Origin of the sequence: Mesorhizobium sp. M0051 (genome assembly GCF_040323235.1) — a bacterium.
GTDB lineage: Bacteria > Pseudomonadota > Alphaproteobacteria > Rhizobiales > Rhizobiaceae > Mesorhizobium.
Genome location: NZ_JAMYUT010000030.1, coordinates 1 through 18,469, shown reverse-complemented (window position 1 = coordinate 18,469; position 18,469 = coordinate 1). Strand labels below are relative to the sequence as shown.

Below are 18,469 nucleotides of genomic sequence, written 5' to 3'. Positions count from 1 at the left end.
ATCAGTCTCCAATCTTATTCGGCCGCTTCCGCCAGGGGCGGGAAGGCGTGCTCAGTCGTTGGCTCATTGTCTTGAGTAGCGGGCTCGTCATTGCCGCGGCGCTCGCGCAGCTGTTCGATGACCGCGTAGAAAACCGGCACGAACACCAGCGACAGAATGGTCGCGGCGACCATGCCGCCGAACACGGTGGTGCCGATCGACTGACGGCTTGCTGCACCGGCACCGGTCGCAAACATCAGCGGTAGCACGCCGAGGATGAAGGCGAAGGCCGTCATCAGGATCGGCCGCAGCCTGAGCCGGGCGGCTTCCATCGCCGCCTCCACAATGCTCAAGCCTTCCTCGCGCCGTCGCCGGGCGAACTCGACGATCAGGATCGCGTTCTTCGCCGCCAGCCCGATCAGCATGACGAAGCCGATCTGCGAGTAGACGTCGATCTGCATGCCGCGCATCCACAGCGCCACGAACGCGCCGAACAGAGCGAGCGGCACCGCCAGCAGCACCATGAACGGCATCGCCCAACTCTCATACTGCGCCGCCAGGATCAGGAAGACGAAGACGATGGCGAGGCCGAAGACGACGGACGCGATCGATCCTGCCTTGAGCTCCTGGAAGGTGATGCCGGTCCATTCGAAACCGAAATCCCTGGGCAGCGCGGTGGCAGCGGCCCGTTCCATCGCGGCGACCGCCTGGCCCGAGGAGAAGCCGGGTGCGGCGCCGCCATTGATCGAGGCCGAGGCGTTGTTGTTGTAGTGCGGCACGGTTTCCGGGCCGACGAACGGCACGAGCTTGCCCAGCGTGCTGAGCGGCACCATGCCGCCGGAGGCATTGCGCACGTAGAGCCGCGAAATGTCGGCAGCACCCGCACGTGCATCCTTGTCGGCCTGGATGGTCACCCGGAAGGTTCGGCCGAACAGGTTGAAATCGTTCACGTAAAGCGAGCCGAGATAGATCTGCAGCGTGCTGAACACATCCGGCAGGTTGAGGCCGAGCAGTTTCGCCTTGCTGCGGTCGAGGTCGTAGTTGAACTGCGGCGTCGAGGTCGAGAACGGCGAGAACAGCTGCTGCGGATTGATCTCCGGCTGCTTGCGCGCCTCGGCGATCACGGCTTGCGTGGCGTCGTTGAGAGCTGAACTGCCGCGACCGGTGAGGTCCTCGACGACGAATTCGAAGCCGCCCGTCGTGCCTATGCCGGGGATCGACGGCGGATCGAAGCTCAGCGCAAAGGCTTCCGGAATCTGCATCAGCTTGCCGCGCACGTCGGCGACGAGCTTGGAGGCGCTCTGGTCGGGACCGCGTTCCTCCCATGGCTTCAGGATGGCGAACTCGACCGCCGAATTCGACTGCGCGGCACTGGTCAGGAAGTTCAGGCCGCTGATCGAGCCGACGATTTCGACGCCGGGCGTTGCCTGCAGGATGTCGCGCGCCTTCTTGGCCACTGCGTCGGTGCGTTCCAGCGAAGCGCCGTCGGGCAACTGGATGACGACGAAGAAATAGCCCTGGTCCTCGACCGGAAGGAAGGTCGAGGGCAGGCGTTGCCAGACGAAGTAGGTGGCGACCAGTCCGGCCGCGAACAAGCCGAGCATGATCCAGCGCAGGCGGATGAGAATGCGCACGCCGTGCGCATAAGCATGCGACAGCCTGTCGAAGCCTGTGTTGAACCAGCGGAACGGGGCGAACTGCGTCTCGCCGCGATGCCGCAGGAAGGCCGCGCTGAGCGCGGGACTGAGCGTCAGCGAGTTGAAGGCGGAGATGCCGACGGAAATCGCGACCGTCAGCGCGAACTGATTGTAAAGCCTGCCGGAGACACCCGGAATGAAGGCAACCGGGACGAACACGGCCATCAGCACCGCCGTCGTGGCGATGATAGGACCGGTGACTTCGGCCATCGCGGCCTTGGTGGCCGCCAGCGGTTTGAGCCCGGCCTCCAGCTGTCGTTCGACATTCTCGACCACGACGATGGCATCGTCGACGACGAGGCCGATCGCCAGCACCATGCCGAGCAGGGAGAGCATGTTGAGCGAGAAGCCGAGCATCTCCATGACGACCAGCGTCGCCACCAGCGAAACCGGTATGGCGATGGTCGGGATGATCGTCGTGCGCCAGCTTTGCAGGAAGATGAACACCACGGCGACGACCAGCACCAGCGCTTCGCCGAGCGTGATCAGCACGTCATGCATCGATGCCGAGACGAAGCGGGTCGTGTCGTAGTGCATCGCATAGGAGACGCCCTTCGGGAAACGGCCGGACAGCTCCTGCATCTTGTCCTTGACGCGCTGCTGCAGATCGAGCGCGTTGGAACCCGGCATCTGGTAGACGGCGAGCACGACGGTCGGATCCTTGCCGAAGAAGGCGGACGACGAATATTGCAGCGCTCCGAGTTCGATGCGGGCGACGTCGCGCAGCCGAACCAGCGAGCCGGTGCCGGTATTGGCGCGCACGACGATGTCCCCAAATTCCTTGGGATCGCTCAGGCGACCGACGGCATTGACCTGCATCTCGAAAGCGGTGCCAGCCGGGGCCGGGGACTGGCCGATCTTGCCGGCCGCCACCTGGACATTCTGTTCGGCGATGGCGTTTTGCACGTCGACCGCGGTGATGCCGAGATTGGCAAGCTTGTCGGGATCGAGCCAGACGCGCATCGAATAGCGGCGCTCGCCGAAGATCTGCACGTCGCCGACGCCGGGCAACCGCTTCAGCGGATCGACCACCTGCAGATAGGCAAGGTTACTCAGCGCCACCGGATCGACGGAACTGTCCGGCGAGGTCAGGTTGACGATGAGGACGAAGTTCGGGTTCTGCTTCTTGATCGTCACGCCGCCCTGGTTGACGATCGCCGGCAGCGACGAGGCCGCCTGCGAGACGCGGTTCTGGACGTCGACCGCGGCGGTGCTCAGCGAATAGCCGACATCGAAGGTGATGGTGATGGTCGAGGAGCCGTCATTGGAGCTCGTCGACGACATATAGGTCATGCCTTGCACGCCGTTGATCTGCTGCTCGAGCGGCGTCGTCACCGTGTCTGCCACCACTTGCGCGCTGGCGCCTGGATAATGGGCGCTGACCACGACCTGCGGCGGTGTGATGTCGGGGAACTGGGAGACGGGCAGCAGGAAATAACAAATCGTCCCGGCGAGCACCATTATGATGGCGATCGCCGAGGCGAAGATCGGACGATGGATGAAAAAGTTTACCACGACACACACGCCTCCCCGGCCGCCGTTGCCCTGCCGAAGGCACTGGCAACCCTGGACAACCTTTGAGCGCGCCCGACACCGAACTCATCCTGCGAACGGAATAACGGCACCTCGCGCTGCTGCGCATCGGCGAGTGAGCGCAGCATGTTTTCGAAGGCGCGCGGATCAACGCCATCGGCTTTCATGACCAGCCGGATCATCGGATCCCGGACGGCTTCCTCTATGGTAAGATCGCGGCGCTGTGGCATTGGCCGGCTCCTTGTCTGTCGGTTCGCAGCCCATGCTCGCGAACCGTTTTTCATCTCTTCACCGGCCGAGGCCGCATGATTGGCAGTTTTTCATCCGCCTTCGCCTGGCAGGGCCAGTTCACGGCCTTGTTATTGACGACGGACGATAGAGGTGTTACCAGTAAGTAACATTCTGGAAGTTACAGACCGGTAACACCCTAGTCAAGAGGTGGCCGAGGGTTTTTTGGAAACGAAAGGAGATCATGATGACAGAAGGCGTCGTGGAGCGCTCTCGTCCCCGGGAGCGGATCCTGGAGACGGCACGCGACATGTTCCACAAGCATGGCATCAAGGGCGTCGGCGTCGACGCCATCACCGAAGCTGCCGGCACGAACAAGATGACGCTCTATCGTCACTTCGAATCCAAGGACGAACTGATCGTCGAATGCCTGCGCGCCAATGCGGCCAAGGCCGGCGCTATGTGGGATGTATTTGAAGCCGAATTTCCTGGTGACAAGCTTGCCCAGCTGCATGCCTGGGTTCGCAAGGCGGCTGCCATGCTCAATGCTGACGGTCGTGGCTGCGACATGGCCAATGCCGCCGCTGAACTGACCGAGCCGGACCATCCGGCCAGGCTGGTGATCAAGGAGCTCAAGGAAGCCCAGCGTGAGCGCCTTGTAACGCTATGCAGGGATGCGGGTATCGGTCAGGCCGAACTGCTCGCCGATACGCTGTCGCTGCTGTTCGAGGGCGCGCGTGTCAGCGTGCAGACCGTGGGAAACGAAGGTCCTAGCATGCAGTTCGTGCGCATGGCCGAAGGGTTGATCGTTTCCTTCCGGGGCACCGCCGCCGGTTGATCTCCACCGCGACTGTTGGCGTCTTACCCGTCGTGTGACCGAGGTGATCATCGCCGCCCCAACGCAGGCTGCACCGGAAATTTCCAAGGACCAAACAAAAAAAGCCCGCTGCCGGGAGGAGGTGGCAGCGGGCTCGATTTCGAATGTGGTGCGGGAGGAGGTGCACCCCATTCAGCGTCGGCATCGCATCTGGGAGGAGTAGATGGCCGACAACCAGAAACTACGATTTGCCCAATGATTCGGCAATAATGAATCCTGCATAGCTCCTGTGCAGATTTGCCGTGTCAATTGTCGTACAAATCCGGATTGTGCCTTGCCAAGTCGCCCACCTCACTGCACCGGAATGTTTTCCCTGAAGATCAACCGCGGTTCGATGAACTTCCTGGTAAGGTAGGGCGCCGAGGAGGCAATCGAGCCGAGCAGGCGAATGACCGACTGTTCCGCGATCAGCCTGGCATTCTGGTCGATGACGACATCGAGCAGATCGTCGACCAGATGGCCGCGTGTGTCCTTGGTGAGGTCGTGACAGATGAACACCGGTTTGCGGTTCGGCCTCGCTTCCCGAATCGCCCTTGCAACGCCCGAATGTCCGGCTCCGACGCAATAGATGCCCAGCAGTTCCGGTTCGTTGCGCAGTGCCTTCATGGTTTCGGCATAGCTAATCTCAGGCTCGTCGTTGATCTCGACTGCGCTGCTCACCGTCAGGTTGGGAAACTCTTCATTGAGCACCGATCGGAAACCCATCTCGCGTTCCTCGTGGCCGCGATAAGAGCGGGAGCCGACGACCATCGCCAGATGGCCGGTGCGGCCGCCAAGGAAGCGTCCCATCAACAGCGCCGCCGTTCGTCCCGCCACCCGGTTGTCGATGCCGACATAGGCCGAGCGCGGTGCCGCCGGAACATCGGACACCAGCGTCACCAGGCGCATGCCGGCGTCGACGATGTCGCGCAGGATGTTGCGCGTACGCGGATGATCGACGGCGATGACACCGACGCCATTGGCCTTGAGCGAGAGATTTTCGACGGCACTCTGCAGCGCGTTCGGCGAGATGCCTGCGAGGTTGTGGATCCGGCACGAGGCGACGAGCGGCAGGCGCGCGGCGTAATCCTCGATATGGCCGGCAAGATCGCGCATGAAGGCATTGCTGCCGATCGGCAGCAGGAATTCGAGGTGCGCGGGCCGCGAGGGCAGCGTCACCTGATCCGCGACCGGCAGATAGCCGAGCTGCTTGGCCGCCTCCATGACGCGCTGCCGGTTGGCGGCGCTCGCACCCGGCCGGCTATTGAGCACCCTGTCGACCGTTGCGGTAGACAGCCCGCAATTGCGGGCGATATCCGAGACGGTGGCTTTCATGCCGCAACCCCCGGCCCGCAATTGCGGGCGTGATCCGAAACGGTGGCTTTCATGCCGCAACCCACGGCCCGCAATTGCGGGCGTGATCCGAAACGGTGGCTTTCATGCCGCAACCCACGGCCCGCAATTGCGGGCGAAATACGAGACGGTGGCTTTCATGCCGCAACCTATGCGCCGATGCGAGGCCGCGCCAGATGAACGATGCGACCTGAGTGACGGATGATTGCCGTCCATCACAGATAGTCAGTGCGATGGCTTGCCATCGGCAATGGCATCACGGATTTCCTTGTCCGACATGCCGGTGATGATCCGCTCGACTTCCAACACGCTGGTCTTCTTGGGGTCGATGTCGTCGGCGACCACCTTGCCCCGGCGCATGACGACGATGCGGTCGACCACTTGGAAGACATGGTGGATGTTATGCGCGATGAAGATGCAGGAATGACCGGAATCGCGGGCGTTGCGAACGAAGCTGAGCACGCCCTGTGTTTCGGCGACGCCGAGATTGTTGGTCGGCTCGTCGAGGATAATCAGGTCGCTGTCGAAATGCATGGCGCGAGCGATCGCCACCGCCTGGCGCTCGCCGCCCGACAGCGAGCCGATCGGCGTCGTCGGCGGTATGTTCTTGGAGATGCCGACCTGCTTGAGCAGATCGCGGGCGACCGTGTTCATGGCGTCCTGGTCCATCCGGTTGAGGAAGCGCGGTGGTTTTAGCGGCTCGCGCCCGAGGAACAGATTGCGGGCGATCGACAATTGCGTGACCAGTGCCGAGTCCTGGTAGATCGTTTCGATGCCCTGGGCGATGGCGTCGCTGGTGCTGCGCAGGCTCACCTTCTGGCCGCGGATGAAGATATCGCCACTGGTCAATGGAACGGCGCCCGAAAGCACCTTGATCAGCGTCGACTTGCCGGCGCCATTGTCGCCGAGCAGGCCGACGATCTCCCGTTCGTTGACATGGAAGTTGGCATCCTCCAATGCCTGGACGCGGCCATAGGACTTGCGGATGTTCTGCATGCGGATCAGTGGCTCGGCCATGATTCAAGTCCCTGCCTGATGCCGGCGTTCCAGCCATGAGTGGAGCGCCATCATGCCAAGGATGATCGCGCCGATGAAGATGTTGTAGGCAAGGCCTGGCACGCCGATCAGCACGATGCCGTTGCGCATCACGCGCAGGATCAGGATGCCGAGCACGGTGCCGATGATCGTGCCGCGCCCGCCGGTGAGTGCTGTACCGCCGATCACCACCATGGCGATGACTTCCAGCTCGTAGCCGGTGCCGCTGTTGGGGTTGGCAGCCGAGGTGCGCAGCGAGGAGATGACGCCGGCAAGCGAAGCCATGACCGACGACAGCACGAACAGGCCGATCTTGACGCCGCTGACATTGACGCCGCGGGCGCGCGCCGCATTGGGATTGCCGCCGGCCGCCTGGATCCAATTGCCGGTCCGGCTCTGCGTCAGCACATAGCCGAGCGCGATGGCCGCGGCGATGAACCAGAACAGCGACATGTAGATGCGGAACGGCCCGATGAAGAAATCGCCGACCAGCGCTTCCGCCAGCCAGCTGCCTTCCGCGCTCCAGGTGCGCTGCGGAAAGCCATCGGTGACGAAAAGGGCGGTGCCGCGTACCACCAAAAGCATGCCGAGTGTCACCAGGAAGGACGGGATCTTGAGCTGCGTCACGAACCAGCCGTTGACCAGCCCGATGAAGCCGGCAACCAGCAGCGCGGCGACAAAGCCGACCTCCAGCGATGTCAGGCCGCTGTTGAACAGCGTCCACATCAGCACCGGCGAGAAACCGAACAACGAACCGACCGAGAGGTCGAATTCGCCCGACGTCATCAACAGCGTCATCGCCAGCGCGATCAGGCCGAGCTCGACCGTGAAGGCAAGCGTGTTGGAGATGTTCTGCGGCGACAGGAAGTCGTGGTTGATGCCCCAGAAAACGGCGATCTCGACGACGAGCAGCACGAAGGGGCCGAATTCTGGCCGTGCGACGAAGTGTTGGATGAGCGAACGATTTTCCACGAGCAACCCGCGACATAGGTGGAAAGGCTGAGCCTTGCATATCCGTGCGTGAACGGCTCGGCGAAAATAGGAAGCCAGTCGCGATCACCGAGGCGATCGCGACTGTTTGGGCACGGGATGTTACTTGCCGGACAGGATGTTGTCGTAGACCTGCGCGGTGTCCTTCTCGTAGAGCGCGCCGGTGATGACGTTGAAGCCCGGAGGAATGCCACTCGCGGCCATATTGGCGAGCGAGAGTGCGACATAGCTGGTCGCCTGCGGATCCTGCCACTGGCCGGCATTGACGTAGCCGTTCAGCACTTCCTGGGTGGTGTCGAGCGAGTTGCCCCAGCCGACGACCGGGATTTCGCCCGGCTTGATGCCGACCTGGTCGAACACCCGCTTGATCGAGCCAGTGACGAGATCGCCGAGGCCGATGATCGCCTTGACCTTGGCTTTGTTGGCTGTGAGGTAGTCGACCATGCGGTTGATCACTTCAGCCTGGTCGAGCGTGGCTTCGGTGATTTCATAGGTGATGCCGAGCGGCCCGAATACGCTCTTGATGCCTTCTTCTTCCTGGACGCCATAGGTGGCGCCGGGGACCTCAACCGGCATCCAGACGAAGTCGCCCTTCTTCACCAGGCCCTTGTCGACCAGATATTGCGCCCAGTGCTTGCCGAAGGTGACGTTGTCGCCGCCGACATAAGCGTTGAAGTCCGCTTTCGGGTCCGGCGTATTGAAATTGATGATCGGCACTTTCGCCGCACGCGCTTCCTTGACGATCTCTACCAGGCTGCCCGGATCGGGGCTCGTGGTGACGATGCCATCGGCCTTGGCGGAGAGGGCGGCGCGAACCGCTTCCTGCTGCGAGGCGACATCGCCATTGTGGAACGAGGTGTTGACGGTGTTGCCGGTGTCCTTGGCCCATTGCTTGGCGCCGGCCAGGAAGTAGGTCCAGACCGGATCGGCCGGGCCGCCATGCGAAATCCAGTAGAATGTCTTGGCCTGTGCCGCTGCCGGAACAATCGTCAGCGCCACCAATAGGCCGTATAGGACGAGTCTTAGCCGTGTCAGCATTTGATTTCCTCCCGTTTGTCGATGGTCAGTTCTCAATCCGTCCCTTGTTCCGGCGACCGCCGGATTGCGTCTTTGCCAGCGCCGTCAGAGCATTCCCTTTTTCGGCGATTGGCAAGCCTCCGTCTGCAGATGTAGTTGGCGCCTGACGGGGCGCCATCAGCGCTCCCATCAGATCGCATCAGTTGATGTGATTTTTCAGACTGTCGGATAACTGGCGTCGAACTGAGCCGAACGGGTCGTCCTGTTTGCCCGACCTGCGATAGCGCAACCAGCACTGACGAGGATGACGCCGGCGGCCACTCCTCGGACCAGCGTCAACAACCGAACCCACGGCTGCGTGTCGAAAGGTGCTAGATCAGATCGGCCTTCGCCAGTTCCCGCATCAGACGGCTGGCGCCGTAGGTCCAGTGCGGGCAATCGGGCGATAGCCGCACCCTGTTGACCAGCGCGCCGAATTTTTCCGACGAGATGGTGACGATGTCGCCGACCTTGTGGGTAAAACCCTTGCCCTTTTCGCCGCGATCCTTCGACGGCACGAACATGGTGCCGAGATAGAGCGCCAGCCCGTCCGGATACTGGTGGTGCGGACCCATGGCGGCGGCAATCAGCTCTTCCGGCGAGCGGCTGATCTCGGCCATCGAGCTCGCGCCCTCCAGCGAAAACCCATCCTCGCCCTCGACCTTGAGGCGCACGACCGCGCGCTTGACGTCATCGATCGAGAAGGTGTCGTCGAACAGGCGGATGAAGGGACCGAGTGCGGCCGAGGCATTGTTGTCCTTGGCCTTGCCGAGCAGCAGCGCCGAACGCCCCTCGACGTCACGCAGATTGACGTCGTTGCCGATGGTGGCGCCGACGATCCTGCCGCTGCTGGCGGCGATCATGGCGATCTCGGGCTCCGGATTGTTCCAGGTCGACACGGGATGCAGGCCGACATCGGCCCCGAAGCCGACCGAGGCCATCGGCTGGCATTTGGTGAAGATCTCGGCATCGGGGCCGATGCCGACCTCCAGATATTGCGACCAGGCGCCACGCGCGATGAGCTTGGCCTTGATCTCCATCGCTTCGGGCGAACCGGGCTTCAGTTTCGACAGATCGTGGCCGATCAGTCCGGCGATGTCGGCGCGGATGGCGTCCGCCTTCTCCGCCGAGCCGCGCGCCTGTTCCTCGATCACCCGTTCCAGCAGGCTGACGACAAAGGTGACGCCCGAGGCTTTTACTGCCTGCAGGTCGACTGGGGAGAGCAAATACGGCTTTGCCGGATCGCGCCTGGTTTCAAAACTGTTGGCGGCGACGTCATCGAGCGACCCGATCGGTTTGCCCTTGGCCGAGCGGACGTGCCCTGCCGGATCGGCCATCTCGCAAAGGTCGCGCATGGTTGGCGCTGTGCGCGACGTGATGTCGAAGACCGTGCCGTCGCGCACCGTGACCACCAGCGGATGCGAGGCGCTGCTGGCGCGGCCGACAAAGAGCCCCTCAGTGGGCAGGTGCATCTGGTTCGTCATGGCGTTTGGTCCTCTGAAATGATCGACAAATGCGGCTGGCTGGATCGGCGCGGCACTTTCACCGGATTCCCTTGAAAGGTCTATCCCGTCGCTGGCGATCGAGATTCCGGCTTCTGATCATCTGTCGGGTTCACAGACGACAACTGAAGTGCTCTTTCAAAAATATGAAATCGTCACTACAATTTTCACTGATCCACAACGCATCCAGGTGACCCTTTGTCCGCACCATTCTCCGATCCCATCTGGCGCAAGCCGCAGTCAGATTCCAGGTTTCGATCGCTTTTTCCAAGCGGTGATCGTGTCGATATCGTGGTTGTCGGCGGTGGGATCATGGGGCTGTCGACTGCCTTGCATGCTGCCCGCCTTGGCCTGTCCGTGCAGGTGCTGGAGGCCGGCGAAATCGGCCAGGGTGCATCAGGACTGAATGGCGGCCAGGTCATTCCCGGCCTGAAATATGATCCGGAATGGCTACTGGCGCATTTTGGCCCGGAGCGCGGCGAAACTCTCGTCGATTTCGCCGCCTCGACCGCCGATGCCGTCTTCGAGTTGATCCGCGGCGAAAAATTGGCGGTGCCGTTCGTTCGCAATGGCTGGATCCAGGCGGCGCACACCGAGGTCGCGCTGAAGGCCGCGGCAAACCGTGACCGGCAGTGGCGGGCGCGCGGTGCCGATGTCAGGCTTTTGGGCGCGACGGAGATTACGGCGATGACCGGCGCGCAGGGCTATCTCGGCGGCTGGCTCGATCGCCGCGCAGGTGTCGTCGATCCGCTTGCTTACACATCGGAACTGGCACGAATTGCCGCGGCAGCGGGCGCGAAAATCGCCGAACACCAGAAGGTGGTCCGGTTGGAGAAGAGCGCCGGCGTTTGGCGGATCTCAACCGAGAACGGGGTGCAATTGCAGGCAAAAGCGGTCGTGCTGGCGACCAATGCCTATACGGATGGTCTGGTCCCCGGCCTCGCCGAGACGATCGTGCCGTTGCATTCGTTCCAGATCGCGACAGCGCCATTGCCGCCCGACTTTTCAGCCACGATCCTGCCTGAGGGGCAGGCGGTGTCGGACTCCAGGCGCATTCTCGTCTACTACCGCAAGAGCGCCGACGGACGGCTGGTGCTTGGCGGGCGTGGCCGCATGGCCTTGCCGACGAGCACCAGTGACTGGGCACATCTTGAGCGGGCGCTGCGGCGGCTCTACCCCATGCTGTCCGAAATCGCTATCGAGAAGCGCTGGTTCGGCCGGGTGGCGATGACGCCGGACCACCTGCCGCACATCCACGAGCCGGAGCAGGGCCTGCTTGCCGTGGTCGGCTGCCAGGGCCGCGGTGTCGGACTGATGACAGCGCTTGGCGGGCGTATCGCTGGCTATCTCCAAAGTGGCGATGCGAGGCAATTGCCGTTCCCGCTTTCGCCGATCCGGCCGATCCCATTCCACGCCTTCCGGCAGGTCGGCGTCGCCGCGACCATCGCCTGGTATCGCCTGCTCGACGCGCTGGAGCGCTGACCACGGCAATTCATTCCAGCGGGGTTCGGTTGGGATTCCGCTTGACAGTTTCATGAATATGAAAAACTCTAAGCCAATTTCAAAATTTCGGTAGGCAGGTCGATGTCGACCATCGTTGCAGCACCAGCGCCAGAGGCCCGGTCGTCATCGGGCTTCCGGGTCGCCATGCTGCTGCCGGGCGCGCTAGTCACCTTCCTGCTGATCCTGTTTGCCCTCGGCCTGGTGCTTTTCCTCGCCTTCCGCGGCAATGACGGGTCGCTGCTCGGCGCCGGTTTCACCGTGGCGAATTTTGCAGCTGTCGTATCCGATCCGTTGTACTGGACGGTGACACTGCGCTCGCTGGTCATAGCCGCGCTTGTCACGCTGGCCACCGTCGTCACCGCCTATCCCGTCGCCTACTATCTCGCCTTCCATGCCGGCCGGCGGCGCGGCCTGCTGCTGTTCCTGGTGACGCTGCCGTTCTGGACCAGCTATCTCTTGCGCGTCTTCGCCTGGAAGATCGTGCTCGCCTATAATGGCGTGCTGAACTCGGCGCTGATCGAAAGCGGCATCTGGTCCGAGCCGACATTGGCCTTTCTCAACACGCCGGCCGCCGTCGTCGTCACGCTGGCGCACGCCTATGCGCCCTTCGCCATCCTGCCGATCTATGTGGCGCTGGACACGATCCCGAAATCGCTGATCGAGGCCGCTTCCGATCTCGGCGCGCGGCCCTTCACCTCTTTCCGCCGTGTCGTGCTGCCCAATTCGATGCCGGGCGTGCTGGCGGCAGCCCTTGTCGTCTTCGTGCCGACGGTTGGCGATTATGTCACGCCGGCCCTCGTCGGCGGTCCGGCCAGCACCATGATCGGCACGCTGATCCAGGCGCAATTCGGCAAGGCCAATGACTGGCCGTTTGGCGCCGCACTCTCCGTCGCCGTCATGCTGGTCATCCTCTGGGTGGTGCTGGTCGCGCGCTTCGCCGACCGCAGATTTGGCAGCCGCACATGAAAACCACGCGCACGCAGCGAGACGGCCGCTGGCTTGGCGCCTACGTCATCGCCTACCTGGTCTTTCTCTATCTGCCGGTGTTGCTGATCCCGCTGTTTTCCTTCAACAACTCGATCCAGGCGGCGTTTCCGCTGCAAGGCTTGACCTTGCAATGGTACGCGACTTTGTTCGGCAATTCGGCACTGACCAGTGCGCTCCTGAACAGCCTCGTCATCGGCGTCATTGCCGCCACGGGGGCTACGCTGTGCGGCATCACCGTATCCTATATGGACCTCTATGGCCGCTCGCCGCTGGCCGTCACCATTAGCGGCATTGCCCGACTGCCGATCCTGATCCCCGGCGTCATCGTCGGCATATCGCTGCTCATCCTCATCAACCTCATCGGCCTCGGGCCATCGCGCGTTGCCATCGTTCTCGGCCACATCCTGGTGGCGCTGCCAACGACGGTGGTGATCATGCGCAGCCGCTTCGCAGCCATCCCGAAAACCATTCGCGAGGCGGCTCTCGATCTCGGCGCTTCAGACTGGACGACGTTCCGGCGAGTCATGCTGCCGCTCAGCCTGCCGGCCATCGTCTCGGCCTTCATGCTGGCCTTCCTGATCTCCTTCGACGAATTCATCGTCGTCTTCTTCCTGGCCGGCACCGAGCCGACGCTGCCGCTCTACATCTGGAGCCAGCTCAGGTTCCCCAAATCGCTGCCGACGGTCATGGCGCTGGGCACGTCGATCCTGGCGGTGTCCTTCGTCATCGCGGCAGCAGCCGAAATCCTACGCCATCGCGGCCTGGCCGCAGCGGCGCCCGCCGTTCCACTGCAACCAAAACAAACCAAGAGAGGAGAACTGCAATGGCATTCGACCTGAAATCTAGCGACCTGAAATCTGGCGACCTGATATCTGGCGACCTGATATCTGGAAAGACTGTCCGGGCCGGTCTTGCCGCCCTGGCATTGGCGCTGTCGTCCACGGTCGCTTTCGCTGGCGACAAGCTGCAATATTTCACCTGGTCGGGCTACGAGCTGCCCGATTTCAACAAGAGCTTCCTGGTTGCGCACCCCGACGGCGTCGAGGCCTCGATCTTCGGCGACGACGACGACGCGTTCACCAAGGTCAAGGCCGGCTTCCGCCCCGATATTGCGCACCCTTGCTATGACAAGGTGGCGCGCTGGAACAAGGAAGGCCTGCTGCAGCCGATCGACACCAAGCGCATCAAGAACTGGGATTCGATCTTCCCGGTGTTCAAGAACCTGCCCGACCTGCAGGCCGGTGACGGCAAGGTCTGGATGGTGCCGTGGGACTGGGGCAACACCTCGATCCTCTACCGCACCGATCTGGTGAAGAATCCGGAGGCGAGCTGGAACCTCCTGTGGGACAAGCAGTATGCCGGCCGCATGGCGACCATCGACGCGGTGCACGACACGCCGATCGTTGCCGCACTTCTGGCCGGCGTCAATCCGTTCGACATGACGCCTGCCGAGATGGACAAGGTCGCCGAGAAGCTGCGCGAGCAACGCCCGCTGCTTTCCAGCTACACAACCGACATGACCTCGGTCGAACAGGCGCTGGCCAGCGGTCAGCTGGTCGCCGCCATGACCTGGAACGCGTCGGCCACCTCGCTGAAGAAGCAGGGCGTGCCGGTCGAGTTCATGAAGCCGAAGGAGGGCATGCTGACCTGGGCCTGCGGTTTCGTCATGCTCAAGGACGCCAAGAATGTCGATCTCGCCTATGATTTCATCAACAGCCGGCTGGACGCCGATTCCGGCAAATATCTGATCGAGTCCTATGGCTATGGCAGCTCGCTGGGTTCCGCCTTCGCCACCGTGCCGAAGGAGGAACTGGAAAAATTGCAACTGCCATCCGACCCGGAAGTGATGCTGAAGACCACCATCTTCACCGGCCCGATGAAACAGAATGACGAGCTGGCCAAGATGTTCGAGAAGGTGAAGGCCGGCGGCTGAGTTGAGGCCCGCCTTCTCCCCTTGTGGGGTGAGCAGCCGGTTCGCGTAGGCGAATTCATCGTGCCAGTGGCACGATGAAAGGCCGGCGAACGCCGGGACGCTGCGAAGCAGCGGGGACCCGGCAGGGTGGATCGACTAGCCACGCCCGGCCCTTCGCAGGCTCAGGGCGTTCGAAGCTCGAAAAGCCAAGCAATTGGCTTTTCGTTCGCTGCGCGAACCGCTTCTCACCCCACAAGGGGAGAAGGGGGAGCTTATCGGCGCTGCGCCGCACTCCGATAGAGAGACTGCAAACGAGGACGGATGAATGGACATGCTGGACGAAGCGGCTGAGAAGCCGAAGGACGATGCCGATGTGCGGGTCGGCCGGCGGGTGCGGGCGCTGCGGCTCGAGCGCAAGCTGTCGCTGGCCGATCTTGCCGCCAGGGCAGGCGTGTCGATCGGGGCACTGAGCCAGATCGAGCGCGGCATGTCCTCGCTGCGCGTCAAGGTGATCTGGCCGCTCGCTGCCGCCCTCGACATCGAGCCGTCGGCGCTGATCGCCGACGGCAACGATGCCGCCAACGATCTCTATTGTGTGCGGGCCGGCAGCCGGCGGCAAATCCCGGTCAAGTCGGAAGGCATTGCCAAGGCGCTGCTGTCGCCGCCTGGCGCGACGCTGACCGGCATGCTGGTGACGGTGGAAGCCGGCGGCGGCACAGCCGAGGCCTATGCCCATGCCGGCCATGAGTTCGGCTTCGTCCTGTCGGGCGAGGTCGAACTGGTGGTGGATGCGACAAGATACGTGCTGAAGGCGGGCGACAGTTTTGCCTTCAAGAGCACGCTTTTGCACGCTTTCCGCAATCCGGGCGCCGAGCGCTGCCAAATCCTCTGGGTCAACACCACGAAGCCGTCCGAGGTTCGCGATGGCGCCTGATTCTCTCGTCCGGCTGCAAGCGGTCTCAAAGATCTTTCCCGGCGGCATCGTCGGGCTTGACGCCGTCGACCTCGACATTGTCAGCGGCGAGTTCATCACGCTGCTCGGCCCGTCCGGCTGTGGCAAGACCACCAGCCTGCGCGTCATCGCCGGCTTCGAAAGCCCGTCGAGCGGCAAGGTGGTGCTCGATGGCCGCGACATCACGGCGCTGCGGCCCTACGACCGGCCGGTCAACACCGTGTTCCAGGATTATGCGCTGTTTCCGCACATGAACGTTGAAGAAAATGTCGGCTTCGGCCTGTCGCTGCGCAAGCTTTCAGGCAGCCAACAGGCAAGACGCGTCGGCGAAGCGCTCGACATGGTCGGCCTCGCCGACAAGATCGGCGCCCGCGTCTCCGAACTGTCGGGCGGCCAGCGCCAGCGCGTCGCGCTCGCCCGCGCCATCGTCTGCGAGCCGCGCGTGCTGTTGCTCGACGAGCCGCTGTCGGCGCTTGACGCGCATCTGCGTGAGCAGATGCAGGTCGAACTGAAGCGGTTGCAGTCGCGGCTCGGCACCACCTTCGTCATGGTCACCCACGACCAGACGGAAGCGCTGTCGATCTCGGACCGCATCGTCGTCATGAACAAGGGCCGCATCGAGCAGATCGCACCGCCGGCCACACTCTACGACCGGCCAGCCACCAAATTCGTCGCCAGCTTCATCGGCACGATGAACCTGCTGCAGTCGCGTTTCATTGGTCGCGACGGCGATCGCCTGCATTTCGCCGCCGGCGCTCTGCCGCTGGAGGCCATGTCCGAGGCCGGCGAGGCTCCCACTGAAGGGGCCATGCGCACCGTCGGCGTGCGGCCAGAGGATCTGCTGGCGGCCACCGAGGCCGCGGCCGGCACGGCGCCGGCGCGCGTCAACAGCATCGTCTTTCACGGCCGCACGCTGCGCCTGCATGCCGAACTCGGGCAGGGCGCACCTGTTGTCATCGACGCGCCGCGCCAGGCCGAGGGTTTTCAGTTCAGCGTCGGCGACGTTGCGCATATCAGCCTGCGCCGTGGCGCCAACTGCCCCGTGCTGCCGGGCTAGGCTCATCGACGTAACAACTGGAGCAACACGTTCGCGCCGTTCGGCGGCCACAAGCAGTCCACGGCCGCATGAAATTAAGTATGATTTGACTGCCATGGAATATATTCCTAAATCTGGTCGATGCCGGAACCTAGCAGCCGACCGCGCCGAAATGTGCAAACCCTGTGCCTGGCGCACGACGTCGGGCAACTCGTTCGCGTCCGATGCCGGAACTGCAACATCACTCGGCACTACCTGCCCGGCGACCTCGCAAAGCTGGTCGGTGACATCCCCTTTTGGGATGTGGAACGGCATATGCGGTGCGAACGCTGCAAACTACGCGAGCTTGACGCCGATATCATCCTTCCGAGTGCTGCTGAACGATTGAAAATCCGTGTCAGACGCCTTGTCGAAGTCCGCATGGTTCGCCGGGTGATGTGGCGAGACGAGGATTGAGGAAGGGGCTGACACGGCGATTCTGCAACTTAGAAAAGTGATCCCTGGGCTGGCACGTGCTGCGGGAACTTGATCTGTGTGGCTGGTTTCTCGACGATCACCAACGCGTCGTCGAGCGCAGTCCGCTGCAAATGCCGTGCTTCTGACCATGGCGCTGTCAGCCAGGCCTCGGTCTCTTCCGACGTCGTCAGGATCACCGGCATGGCCTTCTCATGGATCGGCGCGATGAGCGCATTAGGCCTGGTTGTCATGAAGGCATACAACTCGAAGTCACCAGGACCATCCTTGACTTTCCGCACGCCATGCCAACTGGTCCAAAAACCGGCGAAGAAAAACAAAGGTCGGCTTTCGTCTCGGGCAAACCAATAATTGCGCTGGATTCCTGTTTCCGGGTCCTTGTCGTTCGGTGTGGGGCTGGGTTCTGCAAAGCTGGTCACGGGCACGACGCATCGATGCTCGACGCCGACAAACTGTTGCCAGTGCGAATATTGCGGATTGCGAACGTTCGTGGTGCCGTAGTCGGCCCTAGCTTTCATGCGCTCTGGCGGCGTTGGCAAACCCCAAAGCAGTTTCGCCAGCTCACGCGTCCCGTCTGGCGTATTGCGAACAACCGGGCCGGCCTGATTTGGATAGATGTCGACCGAAGGTTCAAGGTTGCCGATGACGTCGCGCAGTGTGCGTGTCCATTGGCGGACCGCCTCTTGCGTTGTGGTGATGTTGTAGAGGTTGCACATTTACCTAGGATCGCGGAAATGGCTCGTGTCCGCAACCGAATGTGCGGGGATCCGGTCCCGCGATATCATCCTGACATGACGTGTCAGCTACGACCGGCCAGACGATGGCAAGCCAGCAACCTGTCCCCTATTTGCAATGCGTCGGAACAGGAGGAACACAAATGACCATCGCGGAAATTGCCAAGGATTTCACCGAACTGCTCAAGCAGGGCGAACACGAAGCGGCCGCCGAAAAATACAATGCCGACGATATCGTCAGCCTCGAAGCCATGGAGGGGCCGATGGCCATCGCCCGTGGCAAGGAGGCTCTCAGGCAGAAGGGCCAGTGGTGGCAGGAGAACAATGAAGTGCATGGCGGCTCGGTCGAGGGGCCCTATGTCAACGGCGACCAGTTCGCGGTGCGCTTCAAGTTCGACATAACGCCCAAGGCTACCGGCGAGCGTGTCACCATGGACGAAGTTGGCCTGTACACGGTCAAGAACGGCAAGATTGCCGAAGAGCGCTTCTACTATTGAGGCCGGAGCGGCTTTAGGGAGCTTGCTCCCTTCGCAGTTGGGTGGAGATCAGGGTGGCGGCGCGGGCACAGGGTGGGGGGGCCCCCGCGGCGGGGGGGGCGGAGTAGGTTTGTTTTTTAAAAATATCAGCGCCCAGACAAATAAA

Annotated in this window: 16 protein-coding genes; 8 read left to right on the top strand and 8 right to left on the bottom strand. The window is 62.6% G+C overall.

All coding sequences use genetic code 11. The annotated features are described in order from the left end of the window. Positions 1-14: 14 nt before the first annotated feature. Together NKJ90_RS26010 and NKJ90_RS26005 are read right to left on the bottom strand one after the other, a co-directional pair. Positions 15-3,191, bottom strand: a complete 3,177-nt coding sequence (locus tag NKJ90_RS26010) for an efflux RND transporter permease subunit (RefSeq protein WP_023759031.1) — start codon at positions 3,189-3,191, stop codon at positions 15-17. Further along, positions 3,185-3,439, bottom strand: coding sequence for a hypothetical protein (locus NKJ90_RS26005; RefSeq protein WP_023759032.1), 255 nt, complete (start codon positions 3,437-3,439; stop codon positions 3,185-3,187). Before NKJ90_RS26005 ends, NKJ90_RS26010 begins: the two co-directional genes overlap by 7 nt. Before the next feature lie 245 nt (positions 3,440-3,684). Here NKJ90_RS26005 and NKJ90_RS26000 point away from each other — a divergent pair, with 245 nt between their 5' ends. Next, complete coding sequence (locus NKJ90_RS26000) at positions 3,685-4,275, top strand: TetR/AcrR family transcriptional regulator (protein ID WP_023759033.1); 591 nt, start codon at positions 3,685-3,687, stop codon at positions 4,273-4,275. Between the two features lie 330 nt (positions 4,276-4,605). Here the strand turns inward: NKJ90_RS26000 and NKJ90_RS25995 are convergent, their stop codons facing one another. The 5 genes from NKJ90_RS25995 to NKJ90_RS25975 all read right to left on the bottom strand — a co-directional run bounded on the left by NKJ90_RS25995 (position 4,606) and on the right by NKJ90_RS25975 (position 10,211). Continuing rightward, a complete protein-coding gene (locus NKJ90_RS25995; RefSeq protein WP_023759035.1) occupies positions 4,606-5,628 on the bottom strand; it encodes a LacI family DNA-binding transcriptional regulator in 1,023 nt (340 codons plus the stop codon). Between the two features lie 243 nt (positions 5,629-5,871). Further along, entirely contained in the window at positions 5,872-6,663 is a 792-nt protein-coding gene (locus NKJ90_RS25990) for an ATP-binding cassette domain-containing protein (RefSeq protein WP_023759036.1), read from the bottom strand. 3 nt (positions 6,664-6,666) lie between these two features. Then, positions 6,667-7,653: an ABC transporter permease gene (locus NKJ90_RS25985; RefSeq protein WP_023759037.1), complete on the bottom strand. Its 987-nt coding sequence runs from the start codon at positions 7,651-7,653 to the stop codon at positions 6,667-6,669. A 120-nt stretch (positions 7,654-7,773) separates the two neighbouring features. Next, the gene (locus NKJ90_RS25980) at positions 7,774-8,709 is read right to left on the bottom strand and encodes a substrate-binding domain-containing protein (RefSeq protein WP_023759038.1); all 936 of its coding nucleotides are present in this window, start codon (positions 8,707-8,709) and stop codon (positions 7,774-7,776) included. A gap of 350 nt (positions 8,710-9,059) precedes the next feature. After that, positions 9,060-10,211: a fumarylacetoacetate hydrolase family protein gene (locus NKJ90_RS25975; RefSeq protein WP_023759039.1), complete on the bottom strand. Its 1,152-nt coding sequence runs from the start codon at positions 10,209-10,211 to the stop codon at positions 9,060-9,062. Between the two features lie 216 nt (positions 10,212-10,427). Here NKJ90_RS25975 and NKJ90_RS25970 point away from each other — a divergent pair, with 216 nt between their 5' ends. The 6 genes from NKJ90_RS25970 (at position 10,428) to NKJ90_RS25945 (ending at position 16,640) form a co-directional block, all read left to right on the top strand. Next, a complete protein-coding gene (locus tag NKJ90_RS25970) occupies positions 10,428-11,711 on the top strand; it encodes an NAD(P)/FAD-dependent oxidoreductase (RefSeq protein WP_023759040.1) in 1,284 nt (427 codons plus the stop codon). A gap of 102 nt (positions 11,712-11,813) precedes the next feature. Continuing rightward, complete coding sequence (locus tag NKJ90_RS25965; RefSeq protein WP_023759041.1) at positions 11,814-12,698, top strand: ABC transporter permease; 885 nt, start codon at positions 11,814-11,816, stop codon at positions 12,696-12,698. Beyond that, positions 12,695-13,558, top strand: a complete 864-nt coding sequence (locus NKJ90_RS25960; protein WP_023759042.1) for an ABC transporter permease — start codon at positions 12,695-12,697, stop codon at positions 13,556-13,558. Before NKJ90_RS25965 ends, NKJ90_RS25960 begins: the two co-directional genes overlap by 4 nt. Then, positions 13,543-14,652 (top strand): ABC transporter substrate-binding protein, encoded by a 1,110-nt coding sequence (locus NKJ90_RS25955; protein ID WP_023759043.1) that lies wholly within the window; start codon positions 13,543-13,545, stop codon positions 14,650-14,652. The genes NKJ90_RS25960 and NKJ90_RS25955 overlap by 16 nt, the downstream gene beginning before the upstream one ends. A gap of 304 nt (positions 14,653-14,956) precedes the next feature. Further along, positions 14,957-15,565, top strand: coding sequence for a cupin domain-containing protein (locus NKJ90_RS25950; protein ID WP_023759044.1), 609 nt, complete (start codon positions 14,957-14,959; stop codon positions 15,563-15,565). Beyond that, positions 15,555-16,640: an ABC transporter ATP-binding protein gene (locus NKJ90_RS25945; protein WP_023759045.1), complete on the top strand. Its 1,086-nt coding sequence runs from the start codon at positions 15,555-15,557 to the stop codon at positions 16,638-16,640. The genes NKJ90_RS25950 and NKJ90_RS25945 overlap by 11 nt, the downstream gene beginning before the upstream one ends. A gap of 464 nt (positions 16,641-17,104) precedes the next feature. On the opposite strand, the gene NKJ90_RS25940 is transcribed toward NKJ90_RS25945, so the two are convergent. Next, a complete protein-coding gene (locus tag NKJ90_RS25940) occupies positions 17,105-17,809 on the bottom strand; it encodes an SOS response-associated peptidase (RefSeq protein ID WP_023759047.1) in 705 nt (234 codons plus the stop codon). 161 nt (positions 17,810-17,970) lie between these two features. Between NKJ90_RS25940 and NKJ90_RS25935 the strand changes: the two genes are divergently transcribed. Further along, positions 17,971-18,324 (top strand): nuclear transport factor 2 family protein, encoded by a 354-nt coding sequence (locus tag NKJ90_RS25935; RefSeq protein ID WP_023759048.1) that lies wholly within the window; start codon positions 17,971-17,973, stop codon positions 18,322-18,324. Positions 18,325-18,469 lie beyond the last annotated feature (145 nt).